Annotated in this window: 15 protein-coding genes; 9 read left to right on the top strand and 6 right to left on the bottom strand. The window is 62.7% G+C overall.

Annotated features, from left to right (window positions below; genetic code table 11):
* Positions 1-100: 100 nt before the first annotated feature.
* The 5 genes from IU397_RS03330 to IU397_RS03310 all read right to left on the bottom strand — a co-directional run bounded on the left by IU397_RS03330 (position 101) and on the right by IU397_RS03310 (position 5778).
* A complete protein-coding gene (locus tag IU397_RS03330) occupies positions 101-1834 on the bottom strand; it encodes an ABC transporter ATP-binding protein (RefSeq protein ID WP_204410699.1) in 1734 nt (577 codons plus the stop codon).
* Between the two features lie 88 nt (positions 1835-1922).
* Positions 1923-3065, bottom strand: coding sequence for an N-acetylglucosamine-6-phosphate deacetylase (gene nagA / locus IU397_RS03325; protein ID WP_204410697.1), 1143 nt, complete (start codon positions 3063-3065; stop codon positions 1923-1925).
* Complete coding sequence (locus IU397_RS03320) at positions 3062-4099, bottom strand: SIS domain-containing protein (RefSeq protein WP_239479576.1); 1038 nt, start codon at positions 4097-4099, stop codon at positions 3062-3064. The genes nagA and IU397_RS03320 overlap by 4 nt, the downstream gene beginning before the upstream one ends.
* Positions 4100-4870 carry a GntR family transcriptional regulator gene (locus IU397_RS03315; RefSeq protein WP_204410695.1) on the bottom strand — a complete coding sequence of 257 codons (771 nt, stop codon included), beginning with the start codon at positions 4868-4870 and terminating at the stop codon, positions 4100-4102. It lies immediately after the preceding gene.
* Positions 4867-5778 (bottom strand): BadF/BadG/BcrA/BcrD ATPase family protein, encoded by a 912-nt coding sequence (locus tag IU397_RS03310; RefSeq protein ID WP_239479575.1) that lies wholly within the window; start codon positions 5776-5778, stop codon positions 4867-4869. The genes IU397_RS03315 and IU397_RS03310 overlap by 4 nt, the downstream gene beginning before the upstream one ends.
* Before the next feature lie 98 nt (positions 5779-5876).
* On the opposite strand from IU397_RS03310, the gene IU397_RS03305 reads away from it, so the two are divergent.
* From IU397_RS03305 to IU397_RS03280, 6 genes are all read left to right on the top strand, one after another.
* Positions 5877-6776, top strand: coding sequence for an N-acetylmuramic acid 6-phosphate etherase (locus tag IU397_RS03305; protein WP_204410693.1), 900 nt, complete (start codon positions 5877-5879; stop codon positions 6774-6776).
* A gap of 34 nt (positions 6777-6810) precedes the next feature.
* Positions 6811-8067 carry an ABC transporter substrate-binding protein gene (locus tag IU397_RS03300; RefSeq protein ID WP_204410690.1) on the top strand — a complete coding sequence of 419 codons (1257 nt, stop codon included), beginning with the start codon at positions 6811-6813 and terminating at the stop codon, positions 8065-8067.
* Positions 8068-8365: 298 nt separating this feature from the next.
* A complete protein-coding gene (locus tag IU397_RS03295) occupies positions 8366-9292 on the top strand; it encodes a carbohydrate ABC transporter permease (RefSeq protein ID WP_370541606.1) in 927 nt (308 codons plus the stop codon).
* An 11-nt stretch (positions 9293-9303) separates the two neighbouring features.
* Positions 9304-10143, top strand: a complete 840-nt coding sequence (locus tag IU397_RS03290; protein ID WP_204410688.1) for a carbohydrate ABC transporter permease — start codon at positions 9304-9306, stop codon at positions 10141-10143.
* Complete coding sequence (locus tag IU397_RS03285; protein WP_204410685.1) at positions 10140-11168, top strand: Gfo/Idh/MocA family protein; 1029 nt, start codon at positions 10140-10142, stop codon at positions 11166-11168. Before IU397_RS03290 ends, IU397_RS03285 begins: the two co-directional genes overlap by 4 nt.
* Entirely contained in the window at positions 11165-12178 is a 1014-nt protein-coding gene (locus IU397_RS03280) for an ABC transporter ATP-binding protein (RefSeq protein WP_204410683.1), read from the top strand. Before IU397_RS03285 ends, IU397_RS03280 begins: the two co-directional genes overlap by 4 nt.
* Before the next feature lie 130 nt (positions 12179-12308).
* Here the strand turns inward: IU397_RS03280 and IU397_RS03275 are convergent, their stop codons facing one another.
* On the bottom strand, positions 12309-13070 hold the full coding sequence (locus IU397_RS03275; protein WP_204410681.1) for an HpcH/HpaI aldolase/citrate lyase family protein: 762 nt from the start codon (positions 13068-13070) through the stop codon (positions 12309-12311).
* Between the two features lie 49 nt (positions 13071-13119).
* Here IU397_RS03275 and IU397_RS03270 point away from each other — a divergent pair, with 49 nt between their 5' ends.
* The 3 genes from IU397_RS03270 to IU397_RS03260 are packed head-to-tail and all read left to right on the top strand — an operon-like array spanning position 13120 to position 16693.
* The gene (locus tag IU397_RS03270) at positions 13120-14202 is read left to right on the top strand and encodes a ligase-associated DNA damage response exonuclease (RefSeq protein ID WP_239479574.1); all 1083 of its coding nucleotides are present in this window, start codon (positions 13120-13122) and stop codon (positions 14200-14202) included.
* Positions 14199-15104 (top strand): alpha/beta hydrolase, encoded by a 906-nt coding sequence (locus tag IU397_RS03265; protein ID WP_204410679.1) that lies wholly within the window; start codon positions 14199-14201, stop codon positions 15102-15104. Before IU397_RS03270 ends, IU397_RS03265 begins: the two co-directional genes overlap by 4 nt.
* Positions 15101-16693, top strand: coding sequence for an ATP-dependent DNA ligase (locus IU397_RS03260; protein ID WP_204410677.1), 1593 nt, complete (start codon positions 15101-15103; stop codon positions 16691-16693). The genes IU397_RS03265 and IU397_RS03260 overlap by 4 nt, the downstream gene beginning before the upstream one ends.
* Positions 16694-16706: the final 13 nt, after the last annotated feature.

Here is a 16706-nt window from a genome sequence, read left to right as displayed (position 1 = left end):
CATTTTCTTATTGGCTCAAATACCTCCGGGGGAGCAGCCCAAGGGCTGCGGGGGCAGCGCCCCCCTGATCATGTCATATCGCGCCAGCGATGCGATCTACCTACTCGGCAGCGGAGCGTGTCCCCGCCACCTGTGCGTCATGCAATCGCCTATACGGTCCGTCCCGCGCCAACAGTTCCGCATGGTTGCCAATCTCGACGATACCGCCATCGCGCACGACGGCGATCCGGTCCGCATTACGGATCGTGGCGAGCCGGTGGGCAATGACCAATACGGTCCGCCCCTCTGCCAGTTCCTCCAAGGCGCGCTGGATCACGCGCTCCGTCTCGGTATCCAGGGCCGAGGTCGCCTCGTCCAAAATCAGCACCGGCGGATTCTTCAGGAAGATCCGCGCAATGGCCACCCGCTGTTTCTGGCCGCCCGACAACTTGACACCGCGTTCGCCGATCACCGTATCCAGACCGTCGGGCAGATCCGCGATCATCTCGTCTAGCCGGGCCCGGCTGGCCGCCGCGCGGATCTCGGTGTCACCGGCCCTCAGCCGACCATAGGCGATATTCTCCCGCAGCGTCCCAGCGAACAAAAACACATCCTGGCTGACGATCCCGATGTGGCGGCGCAGGGAGCTCATGGTGAGCCCACGAATGTCGCGCCCGTCAAGTGTGATCCGCCCGCCGGTCACATCATAAAACCGCGGCACCAGGGCCAGCAATGTTGTCTTGCCCGCACCCGACGGCCCGACAAAGGCCACGGTCTCCCCCGGCGCGATGTCCAGCGACACGGCCTGCACCACGGGGCGACCCGGCGCATATTCAAACAGGACCTCATCGAAAGAAATCGCGCCCTTGATGGTCGTCAGATCCACTGCATCGGGGGCATCGATGATATCGGGCTCGGTCGCCAGAAATTCACTGTAACGCAGAAACCCGGCAATGCCCTTGGGATAGGTCTCCACCACCGCAGCGATCTTGTCGAGCGGCTGAAAAAACACATTGATCAGCAGCAGGAATCCCACAAAACCGCCTATCGTCAGGCTCCCTTGGGTCACGAAATAAGTGCCCGCCACCAGAATGATGACCTGCACCACCCGCATACCCAGAAAGTTGATGGTCTGGGTCTGCGCCACGATCCAGTAGGCGGCATGTTTGACACGCCGGTAATGGGCATTGTCCTCGGCAAACAACCCACGCTCATGGGCCTCGTTGGCAAAGGCGCGCACGACGCGGGCGCCGCCCACATTCTCCTCGATCCGGGCATTGAACGCCCCGATCCGGTCAAACTGCGCGCGCCAGTTTAGGGTCATCTCGCCGCCATATCGGATGATCAGATACAGAACCAGCGGCGCGATCAGGGCTGCGATGGTGGCCAGTTGCGGATGTACGAAAAACATCAAGACCAGCGCCCCGACAAAGGTCATGATGGCCACGAAAAGATCCTCGGGGCCGTGATGCGCCACCTCCCCGATCTCCTCCAGATCCTTGGTCAGCCGACCGACGAGGTGCCCCGTCTTTTGTTCGTCAAAGAACCGGAATGACAGCCGTTGCAGGTGGTCAAAGGCGCGCTTGCGCATCTCTGTCTCGATCGCGATGCCCAAGACGTGCCCCCAATAGGTGACGATGAACATCAGCCCCGCATTGGCCAGATAGATCACAAATAGCCCAAAGGCGGCCAACAGGATCAGGGTCCAATCCCCGCGGGGCAACAACTCATCCACAAATGCCTTGACCGCCAGGGGAAAGCCCAGCGACAGGATGCCGGACAGCACGGCGCACCCGAAATCGGCCATGAAAAGCCGCCGGTGCGGCGCATAATAGGAGAAGAACTCTTTCAGCACGGGGGCCGACCTGAACGATGGGGATATGCATCGTTAAAACCAGACCGCGGCGCGAAGGTCCATCCCCGCCGGGGCCAGACCTGCGCGTTCAGGCGATTTTCTGACCGCCCCGCCAGACGCCCGCCAGATCCAGCCCAGGTGTGAGGTGCACGAAATCAGCCCGGCCCCCCGGTCGCAACCGCCCCAGCCCCGTTGCCCCAATGACATCCGCCGGGATCCGCGTCGCCATGGCCAGCGCCCGGTCCAGTGGCACCCCCAGCCCGACCAGGTTGCGCTGGGCCGTGGCCAGGTCCAGATCGGCCCCGGCCAGAGTGCCGTCTTGCAGCGTCAGTTGCCCACCGGCCCGGCGGATCAGCCGCCCGTTGAGGTGAAAGCTGTCCATCGTTGTCCCGGCAGGCGCCATGGCATCGCTCACCAGAAAGATCGCACCCGGCCCGGTCTTGGCCGCCAGGGCCAAACGGATGACATCGCCGTGGACATGGGTGAGATCCGCGATCAACCCGGCCGACAACCCACCCAGCGCCAGGGCAGCGCCGACCAATCCGGGTTCCCGGTGGCCCAGCCCGCTCATGGCGTTGAAGAGATGGGTCACGCAGGTGGCACCCGCCTCCGCCAGACGTTGTGCATCCGCAAACCCGCAGGCCGAATGCCCAAGCGAGATCACGACACCTGCCGCCGCCAACCGTTTGACCTGTTCCGGGGTGACACTCTCTGGCGCGACGGTCACTTTCAGCACCGGCAGACGGGCGGCGGCCCCCAGCAGGATCTGCAGATCGTCCTCTCCCATGGATCGGATAAGATCTCCGTCATGGGCGCCTTTCTTGGCAATGGACAGATGCGGCCCCTCCAGGTGCAGGCCAGCGATGCCGGGCAGATCCGAGGTGGCAATCGCCTCAATCGCGGCCCTGGTGACATCGGGCCGATCCGTGATCAAGGTGGGCAAGAGCGCGGTCACACCCAACCCGGCATGGGCAGCGGCGATGGTGCGCAGGGTCGCGGCTGAGGGCGCGTCGTTGAACATCACCCTACCCCCGCCATTGACCTGCAGGTCGACAAAACCGGGGGCCAGGATGCCACCCTCAAGCTGAACATAATCTGTCCCCGCGGGGACGGTCTGCGCCTCCACGATGTCGGCGACCCTGCCATCGCGGACCAGGATGGCCCGGTCCGGCACCAGGCGGTCCCCATCGAAAAGCTGCCCCGCGCCAAAGGCCGTCACATCGCCCGTCATGTCGTTTGGGTCACCTTTTGCAGATGGCGGGGCGTGTCGGGATCGATCCCACGCGCCAGCGCGACGCGTTCGACCATGGCATAGAACGAGGTGATCAGCGCAATCGGATCGGTCAGTGGATGGTCGGTGCGCACGGTCGGGATGGCCTGTGCCGCCTGGGCCCGGTCGGATGTGACAAAGACCCGGGCCCCCTTGGCGCTGATCCGGTCGGCGATATCGGCCACGGCCGTCTCTGCGGCATCGCCCGCGGCGAAGCACAGAACCGGAAAGCCGTCGCCGACGATAGAGACCGGGCCATGCAGCACCTCGGCCGAGGAATAGCTTTCGGCGTGGATCTGGCAGGTCTCCTTGAACTTCAACGCAGCCTCGTTCGACATGGCCCAGACCGGCCCGCGCCCCAGGGTGAACAGGCTGTCGAACCCGTCAAGCGCCTGTTCAACCGGGCTCCAATCCGCGGCAACGGCCCGGTCCAGATGGTCCGGCAGGTTTCGCAGCGCGCGGATCAGCGCCCGGTCCTGCTTCCATTCCGCCAGCAGCAGCAGGCCCGCCACGGCGGATGTCACAAATGTCTTGGTCGCCGCGACGCTGTGTTCGGGACCGGCATGGATGTCGATGGTGTGGGCGCTGTTGGCGGAAAGCGGCGCGCCCGGCGTATTGGTGACCGCAACGGTCAGGGCACCTTGGGCCCCGGCGCTGCGCGACATCTCGACAATGTCGGGGCTTTTGCCCGATTGCGACACGGCAAGGCTGAGGCTGCCCGCCACCTTCAACTGCGCCCCATAGATCGACGCGATGGAGGGCCCGATGGAGGCGACGGGCACCCCCAACAGCAGTTCCGCCGCATATTTTAGATAGGTGCAGATATGATCCGACGAGCCCCGCGCGACGGTCACGATAAAGGCCGGGTCGCGCTGTCGGATCACCCGGGCAATCGCGGCAACATCGGCACCCCCTTGTGTGAGCAGGCGGTCGACGGCCTGTGGTATCTCGGCAATCTCGGCACGCATCTGGCTGGGTGGCATGGGGTTATCCATCTATGGGGCCTCCCTGGGGAGCCGTAATTCAGCAACGAAATCATAGGCATCCCCGCGGTAGATCGATTGGGTGAACTCCACCGCGCGACCCTGGGCCAGATAGGTCGTCCGTTCGATCCGCAGGCCCGCTGTCCCCGCGGGGACATTCAGAATCTGTGCATCCGCGATCTGCAGGTTGATGGCAGAGATCTTTTGGACGGCACGGGTCGGGCGGTGCCCCCGCGCTGCCAGGGTTTGATAGAGCGAGGCACCAACGGTTTGCGGATCCGGCAGGATATCCCGGGGTAAGGCCGCGCGTTCGATGGCCATTGGCTGCCCCCCCGCTTCACGCAGGCGGGCGATGCGCGTGACAAGGGCCCCGGCGGGCAAGGCCAAGGCGACGACTTCCTGCGGCGACGGCAAGACAACCCCGCTTTCCAGCCAGATCGAGCGGGTCTCAAGGCCGCGCCGGGCCATGTCTTCGGAAAATGAGGTCAGGGTGGACAGCGATTGTTCCACCCGTGGCACAGGCTGGTTGAGGAACGACCCGGAGCCCTGACGTTGGATGATCGTCCCGTTCTCGACCAGATCCTGGATCGCCCGGCGCACGGTGACGCGGGACAGTTCGGTGACGGCTGCAATCTCCCGCTCCGATGGCAGGGGCAGGTCCGGGGCGACCAACCCTTTGGTGATCGCCTCCTCCAACCGCCGCCGCAACTGAACATAGCGCGGCCCCGACGCGGTTTCGCGCCAATGTTGCGGGCGCAGGAACTCTGTCACTGTCGCGGTCATGGCGGGGCCACTGCCATCTCTGCCGCCAGCATCAAGGCCCCATCAAGGGCCGATCCCTGCGGCGCGACACAGGCCGCGGCAACCGCGCGACTGAGATAGGGTTTGAAATGAGGGCCGACCCCACCGATCAGGCACAACCGTTCTGCCGGGTTCCAATCGAGTGTGGTCAGCGCGGTTTCCAGATAGGCCGCGCCGGCGCCCATCAGCCCCAGGGCTGTGGGATCTTCGGCCTGCGCCGCTGCGATGACCCGAGGGGCCCAGGCGGCAAACTCCGCAGGGCTGGCGGTGCGGGCAAAGGCCACAAGGCCTGCGGGGCCGTCAAACTCTTTCAACACATCATCTGTCAGCACTGTGGTTCGGCGCAGCCCGTCACAGGCATCAAGGCTGGCCGACAAAAGTCCACGTCCCAGCCATGCACCAGAGGCCTGGTCGCCCAGGATCAGGCCCCAACCGCCGACAAACCGTGCGCCATCATCTGACAGGCGCCCCAGGAACGACCCCGTTCCCACGGCCGCCACAGCCCCGTGACCATGGCCCAAGGCGCCGCGCATCGACGACAGGCGGTCATCGGCCACAATCACGCGGGAGAGCGGCAGCGCCGCGGCCAAATCCACACCATCCGCCGGGCCGACAACGCCGGCCAGGCCCAGATAGGTGGGGCAATCGCGAAGTTGCGACACAGTGATATCGGCCTGCCGGGCCACATCGTGCAACCCCTCGGTGATTGCTGCCACGGCACCCGAGGGATCCGTGGTGACATTGGCGCCGCCCATGCGCGCCTCGATCCGCTGGCCGCGCCAGATCAGGCAGATCCGACAGGCTGTACCACCGCCATCGACACCGATCAGGTTGGGTTCCAACGTCATCTCCATACCAGACCGATACAATACCTTTATTTGAAAGAACATACCTTTCGCCTGTATTTTCGATATAATCGAGGGACAATCAGATCCGGCATAGACAAATGGTATTAGATAGGTATGGTATTCTCATAAAAGGGAGTCGCATGTTGCAACCAGCCACCGAACATCGCAATCCCGCCACCGCTTGCCTGGATACCCTACCTCCGGCAGACGGTGCGCGGCACCTGTTCGACGGCCAGGTTGCCGCCTTGAATGCGGTGGAGCCGGTCCTGCCACTGCTTGCCGAAGCGGGGCTTGCCATGGCAGCCACCATCCGGTCCGGGGGGCGGCTGATCTATGCGGGTGCCGGGTCTTCGGGGTTGATGGCCGCAGCGGATGCGCTGGAATTGTCAGGGACATTCGGGATTGCGCCGTCGCAGATCGCCATCCTGATGGCCGGTGGCTTACCTGTTTCGGTTGCCATGCCAGGCGCGCCGGAAGATGATATCGCAGCGGGCCAAGACGCAGCGGGCGGGATCCACGCGACCGATTGCGTGATCGCCGTCGCCGCAAGCGGCAGCACACCCTACACCGTGGCGGTCGCCCAAACCGCTGCGGCGCGCGGTGCCACCGTGGTTGCCGTCGCCAACATACCCAACGCACCACTTTTTCAACCGGCACGTCTGTCCATCTGCCTGAAAACACCAGCGGAATGCGTGGCAGGCTCTACCCGCATGGGTGCGGGCACTGCCCAGAAAACCGCGCTGAACATCATGTCCACCGTGATGGGCATCGCCTTGGGGCATGTCCATGACGGGCTGATGGTCAATGTGCGGGCCGATAACGAAAAGCTGCACCACCGGGCGGCGCAGATCGTGGCCCGGATTGGGGGATGCGCGCCGGGCGCGGCGGCGCCGTATCTGACTGCCGCCTCCGGAGAGGTGAAGGTTGCCATCCTTTTGGCCGCCGGTGCCCCGTCAGCATCCGACGCCCACGCTCTTTTGCAAGCCGCGGACGGACATCTGCGCGAAGCCCTTGCGCACCTGCCCCGGCCTTGCCCATGATCAGACCAACACACGACCAACAGGGGAGACATTCATGACAAGCAAGACCCACGCCCTTGCGGCGATAACGGCGACACTGCTGGGAACAACCGCACTTTCCGCCCAAGACGTCACGCTGACGATTGAAAGCTGGCGCAACGACGATCTGACCCTGTGGCAGCAGCAGATAATCCCGGCATTCGAGGCCACCCATCCCGGGATCAAAGTAGAGTTCGCGCCCTCCGCGCCCGCCGAATACAACGCCGTGCTGAATTCGAAACTGGATGCCGGGTCAGCCGGCGATCTGATCACCTGCCGTCCATTCGATGCGTCACTGGCGCTCTATGATGCCGGGCATTTGACCGATCTGTCCGATCTGAGAGGCATGGCCAACTTCTCGGACGTGGCGAAATCGGCCTGGCAGACCGATGATGGCGCGGCAACGTTCTGTGTGCCGATGGCCAGCGTGATCCACGGCTTTATCTACAACAAGGATGCGTTTGCGGAACTGGGGCTGGAGGTGCCCGAGACAGAGGACGCGTTCTTTGCTGCCCTCGACGCGATCAAGGAAGATGGCAGCTATATCCCCATGGCCATGGGTACGAATGACCAATGGGAAGCGGCCACGATGGGCTACAACAATATCGGCCCCAACTATTGGGGCGGCGAGGAAGGCCGCCTGGCCCTGATTGCAGGCGAGCAAAAGCTGACGGATGAGGCCTGGGTCGCGCCCTATGCGCAGCTTGCCAAATGGGGGGCGTATCTGGGCGACGGGTTCGAGGCGCAGACCTATCCCGACAGCCAGAACCTCTTCACCCTGGGCCGCGCCGCAATCTACCCCGCCGGCAGTTGGGAGATCAGCGGCTTCAACGCCCAGGCCGATTTCGAGATGGGCGCGTTCAAGCCGCCCCTGCCTGCGGGGGCCACCGACTGCTATATCTCGGACCACACCGACATTGCCATCGGCCTCAACGCAGCATCCGCTAATGCCGAGGCCGCGCGCACATTCCTGGACTGGGTCGGGTCAGAGGAGTTCGCCACGATCTATGCCAATGCGCTGCCCGGCTTTTTCTCCCTGTCGAACTTCGATGTGGCCATGGAAGACCCGCTGGCCCAGGAATTCGTATCCTGGCGGGGGGACTGCAACTCGACCATCCGCTCCACCTACCAAATCCTGTCGCGCGGCACCCCCAACCTGGAGAACGACACCTGGAACGCCTCTGCCCAGGTCATCAAAGGGGCGGAGACACCCGAAGCCGCCGGGCAGCGCCTGCAGGACGGTTTGGCGAGCTGGTACGAACCGCAGCAGTGACTTGTTGAAAAACCAGCGCCCCATTTTGCAGTAGGGCGCTGATTGAGATTGCGGCAGCCTCCGGCGGGGATATTTGAGGACACATGATGACAGCAAGAAGCGCTCAATTATCAGACGAAGCGAGACTGCCCATCATGTGTCCTCAAATATCCCCGCCGGAGGCGTTGATCAGGTCACAAAAGCGCGCAGCATTCATGCTTTTTAAAGGCAAAGTCAGCCAAGCTGGTCATGCGGTACAGGCGGGGACGTCGATGACCGCGACACGTGATGGCACTTCGGCTCCTTGGTTGGAGTCGAAGTGTTTTTCGGCCAACTAGTCTTGCGCGGGCGGTGGCATATCGTGGTGTTCTTGGCACCTGCGGTGCTGGTTTACACCGCCGTGATGATCGTGCCGCTGTTTAACACGTTGCGGCTAGCCTTGTTTACAGAGGTCGATCAGCAGCGGATCTTTGTGGGTGTGCAGAACTTTCGCACCTTGTTCGGTGATCCGCGCTGGTCGGAGAGTTTCTGGAACGCGCTTGGCAACAATTTCTGGTTCTTCTTCATCCATATGTTGGTGCAGAACCCGATCGGTATTTTTCTGGCGGCATTACTGAGCCATCCGCGGCTCAGGTTCGCAGCCTTTTACCGCTCGGCCATCTTCATCCCTACCATCCTGTCCTTTGTGATCGTGGGTTTTGCTTGGAAGCTTGTCCTATCGCCGATCTGGGGCATCGCCCCTTCGATGTTGGATGCTGTCGGTCTGAAAAGTCTTTTTGCGCCTTGGTTGGGCAAGGAAGGGTCTGCGTTGACGACGCTCGCCCTGATCTCGGTCTGGCAGTTCGTGGGCATCCCGGTGATGCTGATCTATGCGGCCCTCCTGACCATCCCCGATGAGATCCTGGAGGCGGCCGAGACGGAGGGCATCACCGGCCTATCTGCATTCTGGAAGATCAAGCTGCCATTGATCCTGCCGTCGATCGGGATCATCTCGATCCTCACCTTCGTGGGGAATTTCAACGCCTTCGATCTGATCTATGCGGCCCAGGGCGCGCTGGCGGGGCCGGATTTCGCATCTGACATCCTGGGCACGTTCCTTTACCGCACGTTCTTTGGCTTCCAACTGCAACTGGGTGATCCGCATATGGGTTCGGCGATTGCCACGGCCATGTTTGCCATCATCCTGGTTGGCGTCTGCATTTACCTGTTTGGTATCCAGACCCGCATCCGGCGGTACCAGTTCTGATGCCTGGTCAGATGTCTCGGGCCCGCCGGAACCCGGTCACCGTGGCGGCCATGCATGGGGCCCTCATCATCTATACACTGATCGCGCTTTTTCCGGTCTTCGTGATTCTGATCAACAGCTTCAAGACCCGCAAAGCGATCTTTCGAGAACCGCTTGCCCTGCCCAATGCCGAGACGTTTTCGACCATCGGCTACCAGACGGTTTTCCAGCAAGGCGACTTTATCCTTTACCTGCAAAACTCCCTGATCGTCACCGTGGCCTCGCTGTTTTTCATCCTGCTGTTTGGTGCCATGGCGGCCTTTGCTTTGGCCGAATACCGGTTCCGCGGCAACATGTTGATGGGCCTTTACCTGGCGCTTGGCATCATGATCCCGATCCGCATCGGCACTGTGGCGATCCTTGAGATGATGGTGGCGACCGGGCTGGTGAACACGCTTTGGGCGCTGATCCTGGTCTATACTGCGCAAGGTCTTCCCCTGGCCGTGTTCATTCTCAGCGAGTTCATGCGCCAGGTCTCGGACGACTTGAAAAACGCAGGCCGCGTCGATGGGTTGAGTGAATATACAATCTTTTTCCGCCTTGTCTTGCCGCTGGTGCGACCCGCCATGGCGACGGTTGCGGTGTTCAACATGATCCCGATCTGGAACGACCTGTGGTTCCCGCTGATCCTGGCCCCCGCGGAAGAGACCAAGACCCTGACCCTGGGCAGCCAGGTCTTCATCGGGCAGTTTGTGACGGACTGGAACGCGGTCCTGTCGGCGCTGTCCATGGCGATCCTGCCGGTGATGGTGCTTTATGTCATTTTCTCGCGGCAATTGATCCGCGGCCTCACCTCGGGAGCCGTCAAATGACACGCGTTTTGATCGCAGGACTGGGCAATATGGGGTTAAGCCACGCATTGGCCCACCACAACGGCGCGGCAGAGGTCGTGGGGTTGGTCAACCGGTCCGCCGTGGATCTGCCGCCGCAACTGACAAGTTATCCGATGTTTCGCGATTTTGGCGAGGCGTTGGTCCAGACCAAACCCGACCTCGCCGTGATCGCCACCTATTCCGACAGCCATGCCGAATACGCGATTGCGGCGATGGCGGCGGGCGCCCATGTCTTTGTCGAAAAGCCCCTGGCGACCACCGTTGCGGATGCGCGCCGGATCCAGGCCAAAGCCTTGGAAACCGGGCGCAAGGTGATGGTCGGCTACATCCTGCGCCACCATCCCTCCTGGGTCCGGTTGATCGCCGAGGCGCGGGGCCTGGGCGGGCCTTACGTCTTTCGCCTGAACCTCAATCAGCAATCCAGCGGAGCGGAGTGGAAGACGCATAAGGCGCTGATGCAGACGATGTCGCCCATCGTGGATTGCGGGGTGCATTACGTGGATGTCATGTGCCAAATCACCGATGCCAAGCCCCTGCGCGTCCACGGTATGGGCGTGCGGCTGAGCGATGAAATTGCGCCGGACATGTATAATTACGGGCAGTTCCAGGTGATCTTCGACGATGGCTCCGTTGGTTGGTACGAGGCGGGATGGGGTCCGATGATGTCGGAAACCGCGTTTTTCGTGAAAGATATCGTGTCGCCCAACGGCGCTGTGTCGATCACCGATGGCAATCTGGGTGGATCGGCGGATATCGATGGCCATACCAAGGTCGGTGCGATCCGGGTGCACCGTCCGAATGGCGATACACTGATCGACATGCCCGACGAGCCCGGCCACCAGGCGTTGTGCGATGCCGAACAGGCCTACATGCTGCGCGCCATGGTTGAGGATCTGGACCTGACCCGGCATATGGAAGATGCGGTGCAAAGCCTGGCCATCTGCCTTGCCGCGGATGAGAGTATCCGGACAGGGCAAGTCGTGGCATTGGGGGCAATGGAATGACCGCGTTGAAATTGACCAACCTGTCGAAGTCCTTTGGTCAGACCGAGGTGTTGCGGGATATCAACCTGACGGTCGAGGAAGGAGAATTCGTCGTCTTCGTGGGCCCGTCGGGCTGCGGCAAATCCACATTGCTGCGGGTCATTGCCGGGCTGGAAGATGCGACATCCGGCACGGTCGAGATTGCGGGCAAGGTCGTCACCCGGGTCCCGCCGGCGAAACGGGGCATTGCCATGGTGTTCCAATCCTATGCGCTCTATCCCCACCTGACCGTTGAGGGGAATATGGGCCTGAGCCTGAAACAGGAGGGCCAGCCCAAGGCAGAGATCAGCGCCCGCATCGCCAAGGCCGCTGCAATGCTGTCCCTGGACACGTATCTGGCGCGTCGCCCTGCGGAACTGAGCGGTGGGCAGCGCCAGCGCGTGGCCATAGGGCGCGCCATTGTGCGGGAACCCGACCTGTTCCTGTTCGATGAGCCACTGTCGAACCTCGACGCGGCCTTGCGGATGAACACACGGATCGAGATTGCGAACCTGCACCGCTCGCTCAAGGCCAGCATGGTGTACGTTACCCATGACCAGACCGAGGCGATGACCCTGGCGGACAAAATCGTGGTTTTCCGGGATGGCCGGGTCGAACAGATCGGCAGCCCCATGGAGCTTTACAACAGCCCCGCCAATCAATTCGTCGCCGGTTTCCTCGGCGCGCCATCGATGAACTTTGTTCCCGCCAATATGCTGGGTGGCCCCAAAAGCCAAATCATCGGGATTCGGCCTGAGCATCTACGATTGGCTGAAACTGGCCCTTTGAGTGGCACTGTGCAGCATGTCGAGCGGTTGGGCGGCGACACCAACCTGCTGATCCAGATCGGGCAACCTGACCTTCTCACCGTTCGACTGTTTGGCCAGCACGACATGGCGGTTGATACGGCTGTCCACGTGGACTTTGACAAGAGTGAAAGCTTCGTGTTGGATGCCGAAGGCCAGCGCCTTGAAAACACGCCGCCCGAATAACTGAAAATCTCCCCCCATCATGTGTCTAAAAATATCCCCGCCGGAGGCATAACATCTGTCTGCCGCGACATTTAGATTTCATGCCTCCGGCGGGGATATTTTTAGACACATGATGGGGCCGCGTGGCGTCTTAGTCTGGAGACAGGGCCTTGATATCTGCGACGACAGTCCGGGCACCGGAGAGAACCCAGCCCAGTTCGGATGCGATGAAGAAGCAGTTGACGCCGTAGGGGTGCCAGTCCTTCATTTTCGCCACGTCGGGGGCCCAGGTGACGAAGCCTTTCCCATGGGTTTTGCAGGCTTCTCCGACGGTTTTATAGGCGGCGTGCAGTTCGGGGCTGTCGACATTGGTCTTGCCATAGGCGACGGACAGGTCGGCGGGACCGATGAACAGCGCATCAATGCCATCGACTGCGGCGATGTCATTGGCGGCGTCAACGCCTTCGGGTTCCTCGATCTGGGCCATGACGATGGTCTCTTTCCGGGACCGCTCCAGCAGGTCGGCCATGGGCGCGCCCAGCACCCCGGCCCAGCGGGTCGTGCCTGCAAAGCCGCGTCCGCCATGGCCGAACCGGGCCGCGCGCGCGACCTCTTCGGCCTTGGCCACGCTGTCCACATGGGGCACCACAATGCCGGTGGCACCGCTGTCCAACACGCCAAGGATGATTTCCGGCCGCCCGGCGGGCACGCGCACCAGGGCCGGGAAATCAAGCGCGCGCGCCATGGCTAGGCAGGCATCCATGCGCCCGCGGTCGAACGGGGAATGCTCGGCATCCAGGCAGATGAAATCGAGGCCAGAGGCGGCCAGCACCTCCACCAGCAGATGTTCTGGCGTTTTTAGGAAGGTTCCCGCAAGGGGCTCACCTTGCATCAATCGGTCTCTGAGTTGCATCACTATCCCTCCCGCAATTCTGTCGGCACCCTAGGCAGCGGCACGGTTAATGCAACCCGATGCCCTGTCAATTCCCGTGCCGTGCTCTACTGTGCTGGCCATGGGCAACGTGCTGACCTTTACGGATCGCGGGATTTACTGCGCGGCGGGTGATTTCTACATCGACCCGTGGCGGCCCGTGGAGAACGCGCTGATCACCCATGGCCATGCCGACCATGCCCGGTGGGGACACGATAAATACCTATGTGCCGAAGGCACGGCCCCGGTGATGCGCCACCGGCTGGGAGATATCCGGCTGAGCACCCTGCCCTATGGCGCGTCCCAACAGATCGGCGCTGCCAAGATCAGTTTTCACCCGGCGGGCCATGTACCGGGCTCGGCCCAGATACGGGTCGAGGTCGGCGGTGAGGTTTGGGTCGTCTCGGGCGATTACAAGGTCGTCCCGGATGGCCTGTCCGAACCGTTTGAGCCAATCCGCTGCCATGCCTTCATCACCGAATGCACGTTTGGCCTGCCGATTTTCACCTGGGACAGCCCAGCCGCTGTGGCCGATCAGATCAACGGCTGGTGGCGGGGGAATGTGGACCAGGGCAAGACCTCGGTCATTGGGGCCTATGCCTTGGGCAAGGCGCAGCGCATCCTGGCCAGCGTCGATCCCGGCATCGGCCCGATCCTGACCCATGGCGCGGTCGAAGGCACCAATGCAGTGCTGCGCGGCCAGGGCTACACGCTGCCCGACACGGTGCAGGTCACCGCGGACACCAATGCCAAGGATTATCCCGGCGCACTTGTCGTGGCCCCGCCCGCTGCCTTGGGCACGCCGTGGATGCGGCGGTTCGGGGCGAGTTCGACCGCCTTTGCCTCCGGCTGGATGCGGCTGCGGGGGGTCCGGCGCCGCCGGGCCGCTGACCGGGGGTTCGTCATGTCGGACCACGCGGATTGGCCGGGCCTGAACACCGCCATCGCCGAAACCGGGGCCGAACGCATTTTCGTCACCCATGGCTATACTTCTGTCTTTCGGCGCTGGCTTGAGGATCAGGGATATGATGCCCAAATCGTAGAGACCGAGTTCGAAGGCGAAAGCCTGGATACCACCGACGCGCCCGAATTGACTGAAGCCGAGACCGCATGACCTCACGGACACAACACATATTCAACCTGATGGCGCGCTATGTGCAAAAGCCCATGCTGCGCAACATCGCGCACCAGCCCACCCTGCGCGCGATCCTCGATAACCAGGCAGCGGTCATGTACCGCCCGCCCCCCGGTGTGCGCGAGGCGTTCCGCAACCTGCCAGGCGGGCTGAAGGCGCGGTGGATCACGCCGCGCAGCGATCATCCCTTTGCGCTGCTGTATTTGCATGGCGGGGCGTTCACCATCGGCTCCTCCCGCAGCCATCGCTGGTTGGCGGCACGGATCGGGTTGGGCTGTGCCGCGGGCGCGCTGGTGCCCGATTACCGGTTAGCCCCCGAACATCCGTTTCCGGCTGCCTTGGACGATGCGGTGACCGCCTATCGCTACCTTCTGGACCAAGGCTTTCGGGGGGATCAGATCGCTGTGTCAGGTGACAGTGCCGGTGGGAACCTGGCGCTGGCGCTGATGGGGAAATTGACGGCTGGGGATTTGCCCAAACCCGCCGCACTCGCGCTTCTCTCCCCCTTGACCGACATGACGTTCAACAGCCCGACGATCGCCGAAAACCGCCACCGCGACCTACTCGTCCCCGTTGAATGGGGGCAGCGCACGGCGCCGATGTATGCGCCCGGAATGGAGCTGAACGATCCCCGGTTGTCGCCGCTGTTTGCCGATCACACGGATACGCCGCCGACCGTGATCCATGTCGCCGATAATGAGGTGCTGTTGGCCGACAGCACCCGGCTTGCCGACAGGTTGCAAGAGGCCGGGCGCGAGGTAGAACTGGAGCTCTTTGAGAACGTCCCCCATGTCTGGCAGATCAAGGCGGGACTGTCCCCAGAGGCGGATCGATCCGTGGCGGGCATGTCGGCCTTCCTGGCCCGCCATCTGCGCCCATGAACCGCTTTGCGACCCTCTTCACCGCGCTGGATCAGACGACCAAGACCAATGCCAAGGTCGCCGCACTGTCAGCCTATTTCGCCGATGCGCCCGAAGAGGACAGGTTGTGGACCATCGCGTTGCTGTCGGGCCGACGCCCCAAGCGCACGGTGAACTCGACCCTCTTGCGCGACTGGGCCGCAGCCAAAGCGGGCCTACCGCTTTGGCTGCTGGAGGAGGCCTATTCCGTCGCCGGGGATCTGGCCGAAACCATCGCCTTGATCCTACCCGATGGGGGTGGCAGCAGCGACAAAAGCCTGACCCACTGGATCGGGGTCGTCAAAGGCTTGGGCGCGCTGGACGAGATGCAGCGCCGGGCCGCCGTGCTGGAGGCCTGGGATAGCCTGGGCCCCACCGAACGCTTTGTTTTCAACAAGTTGATCACCGGGGGCTTTCGCGTCGGCGTCAGCCAGAAACTGATGACCCGGGCCCTGTCCCAGGCGACGGGCATCGACGAGCCGGACCTGGCCCACCGCTTGATGGGCAAATGGACGCCCGACACGGTGACCTATCAAAGCCTGATCCTGGACCCGGATCCGACCGCCGATTTGTCTCGCCCCTATCCGTTTTATCTGGCCTATCAACTGGATGACGGGCCCGCGGATCTGGGGGAGCCCGCAGATTGGGCGGCAGAGCATAAGTGGGACGGGATTCGCGGCCAGTTGATCGTGCGGGAGGGGCAGCATTTTCTGTGGTCCCGCGGCGAAGAACTGATGACCGACCGGTTCCCTGAATTCGCCCAGGCGATTGATTTTGTCCCCGCGGGGACGGTACTGGATGGGGAGGTGCTGGCCTGGGCCGATGAGGCGCCCCTTCCCTTTAATGCGTTGCAAAAACGGATCGGGCGCAAGACCGTGCCCAAGAAACTGCTGGCCGAGGCCCCGGTTGTCTTGCGCGCCTATGACCTGCTGGAATGGGAGGGCGCAGACCTGCGCGACCGCCCTTTTGCCGACCGCCGTGCGTTGCTAGAAACGCTGGTCGCGGATCTGCCCCCCACGGCGCCCATCCGTTTGTCACCGCTTTTGGAGTTTGACACGTGGGACGGCTTGGCCGCACAGCGCGAAGGCTCCCGCGATATCGGGGCGGAAGGGGTGATGCTAAAACGCCGCACCTCCCCGTATCTGTCCGGCCGCAAAAAAGGCGATTGGTGGAAATGGAAGGTCGACCCCCTGGTGATTGATGCGGTCATGATCTACGCGCAGGCAGGCCACGGGCGGCGCGCGAACCTTTACACCGATTTCACATTCGCGGTCTGGCAGGGCAACGATCTGGTCCCGTTCACCAAGGCCTATTCCGGCCTGACCGACGCAGAGTTTCGCAAGATCACGGCCTGGGTGCGCAAGAACACGTTGCAGCGGTTTGGCCCCGTGCGCAGCGTGACACCCGAACATGTGTTCGAGATCGCATTCGAAGGGATCCAGGAAAGCCCCCGCCACAAATCCGGCGTTGCCCTGCGCTTTCCGCGCATGAGCCGCTGGCGCCAGGACAAACCCGTGGCTGAGGCGAATACCCTTGATGACTTGAAAAAGATGCTCGCTATCTATGGGTGATCACCGCCGCCGG

The organism is Actibacterium sp. 188UL27-1, assembly GCF_016901225.1.
GTDB lineage: Bacteria > Pseudomonadota > Alphaproteobacteria > Rhodobacterales > Rhodobacteraceae > 188UL27-1.
Note: the sequence above shows the minus strand (reverse complement) of the source record. Positions and strands in the feature narration are given on the sequence as shown.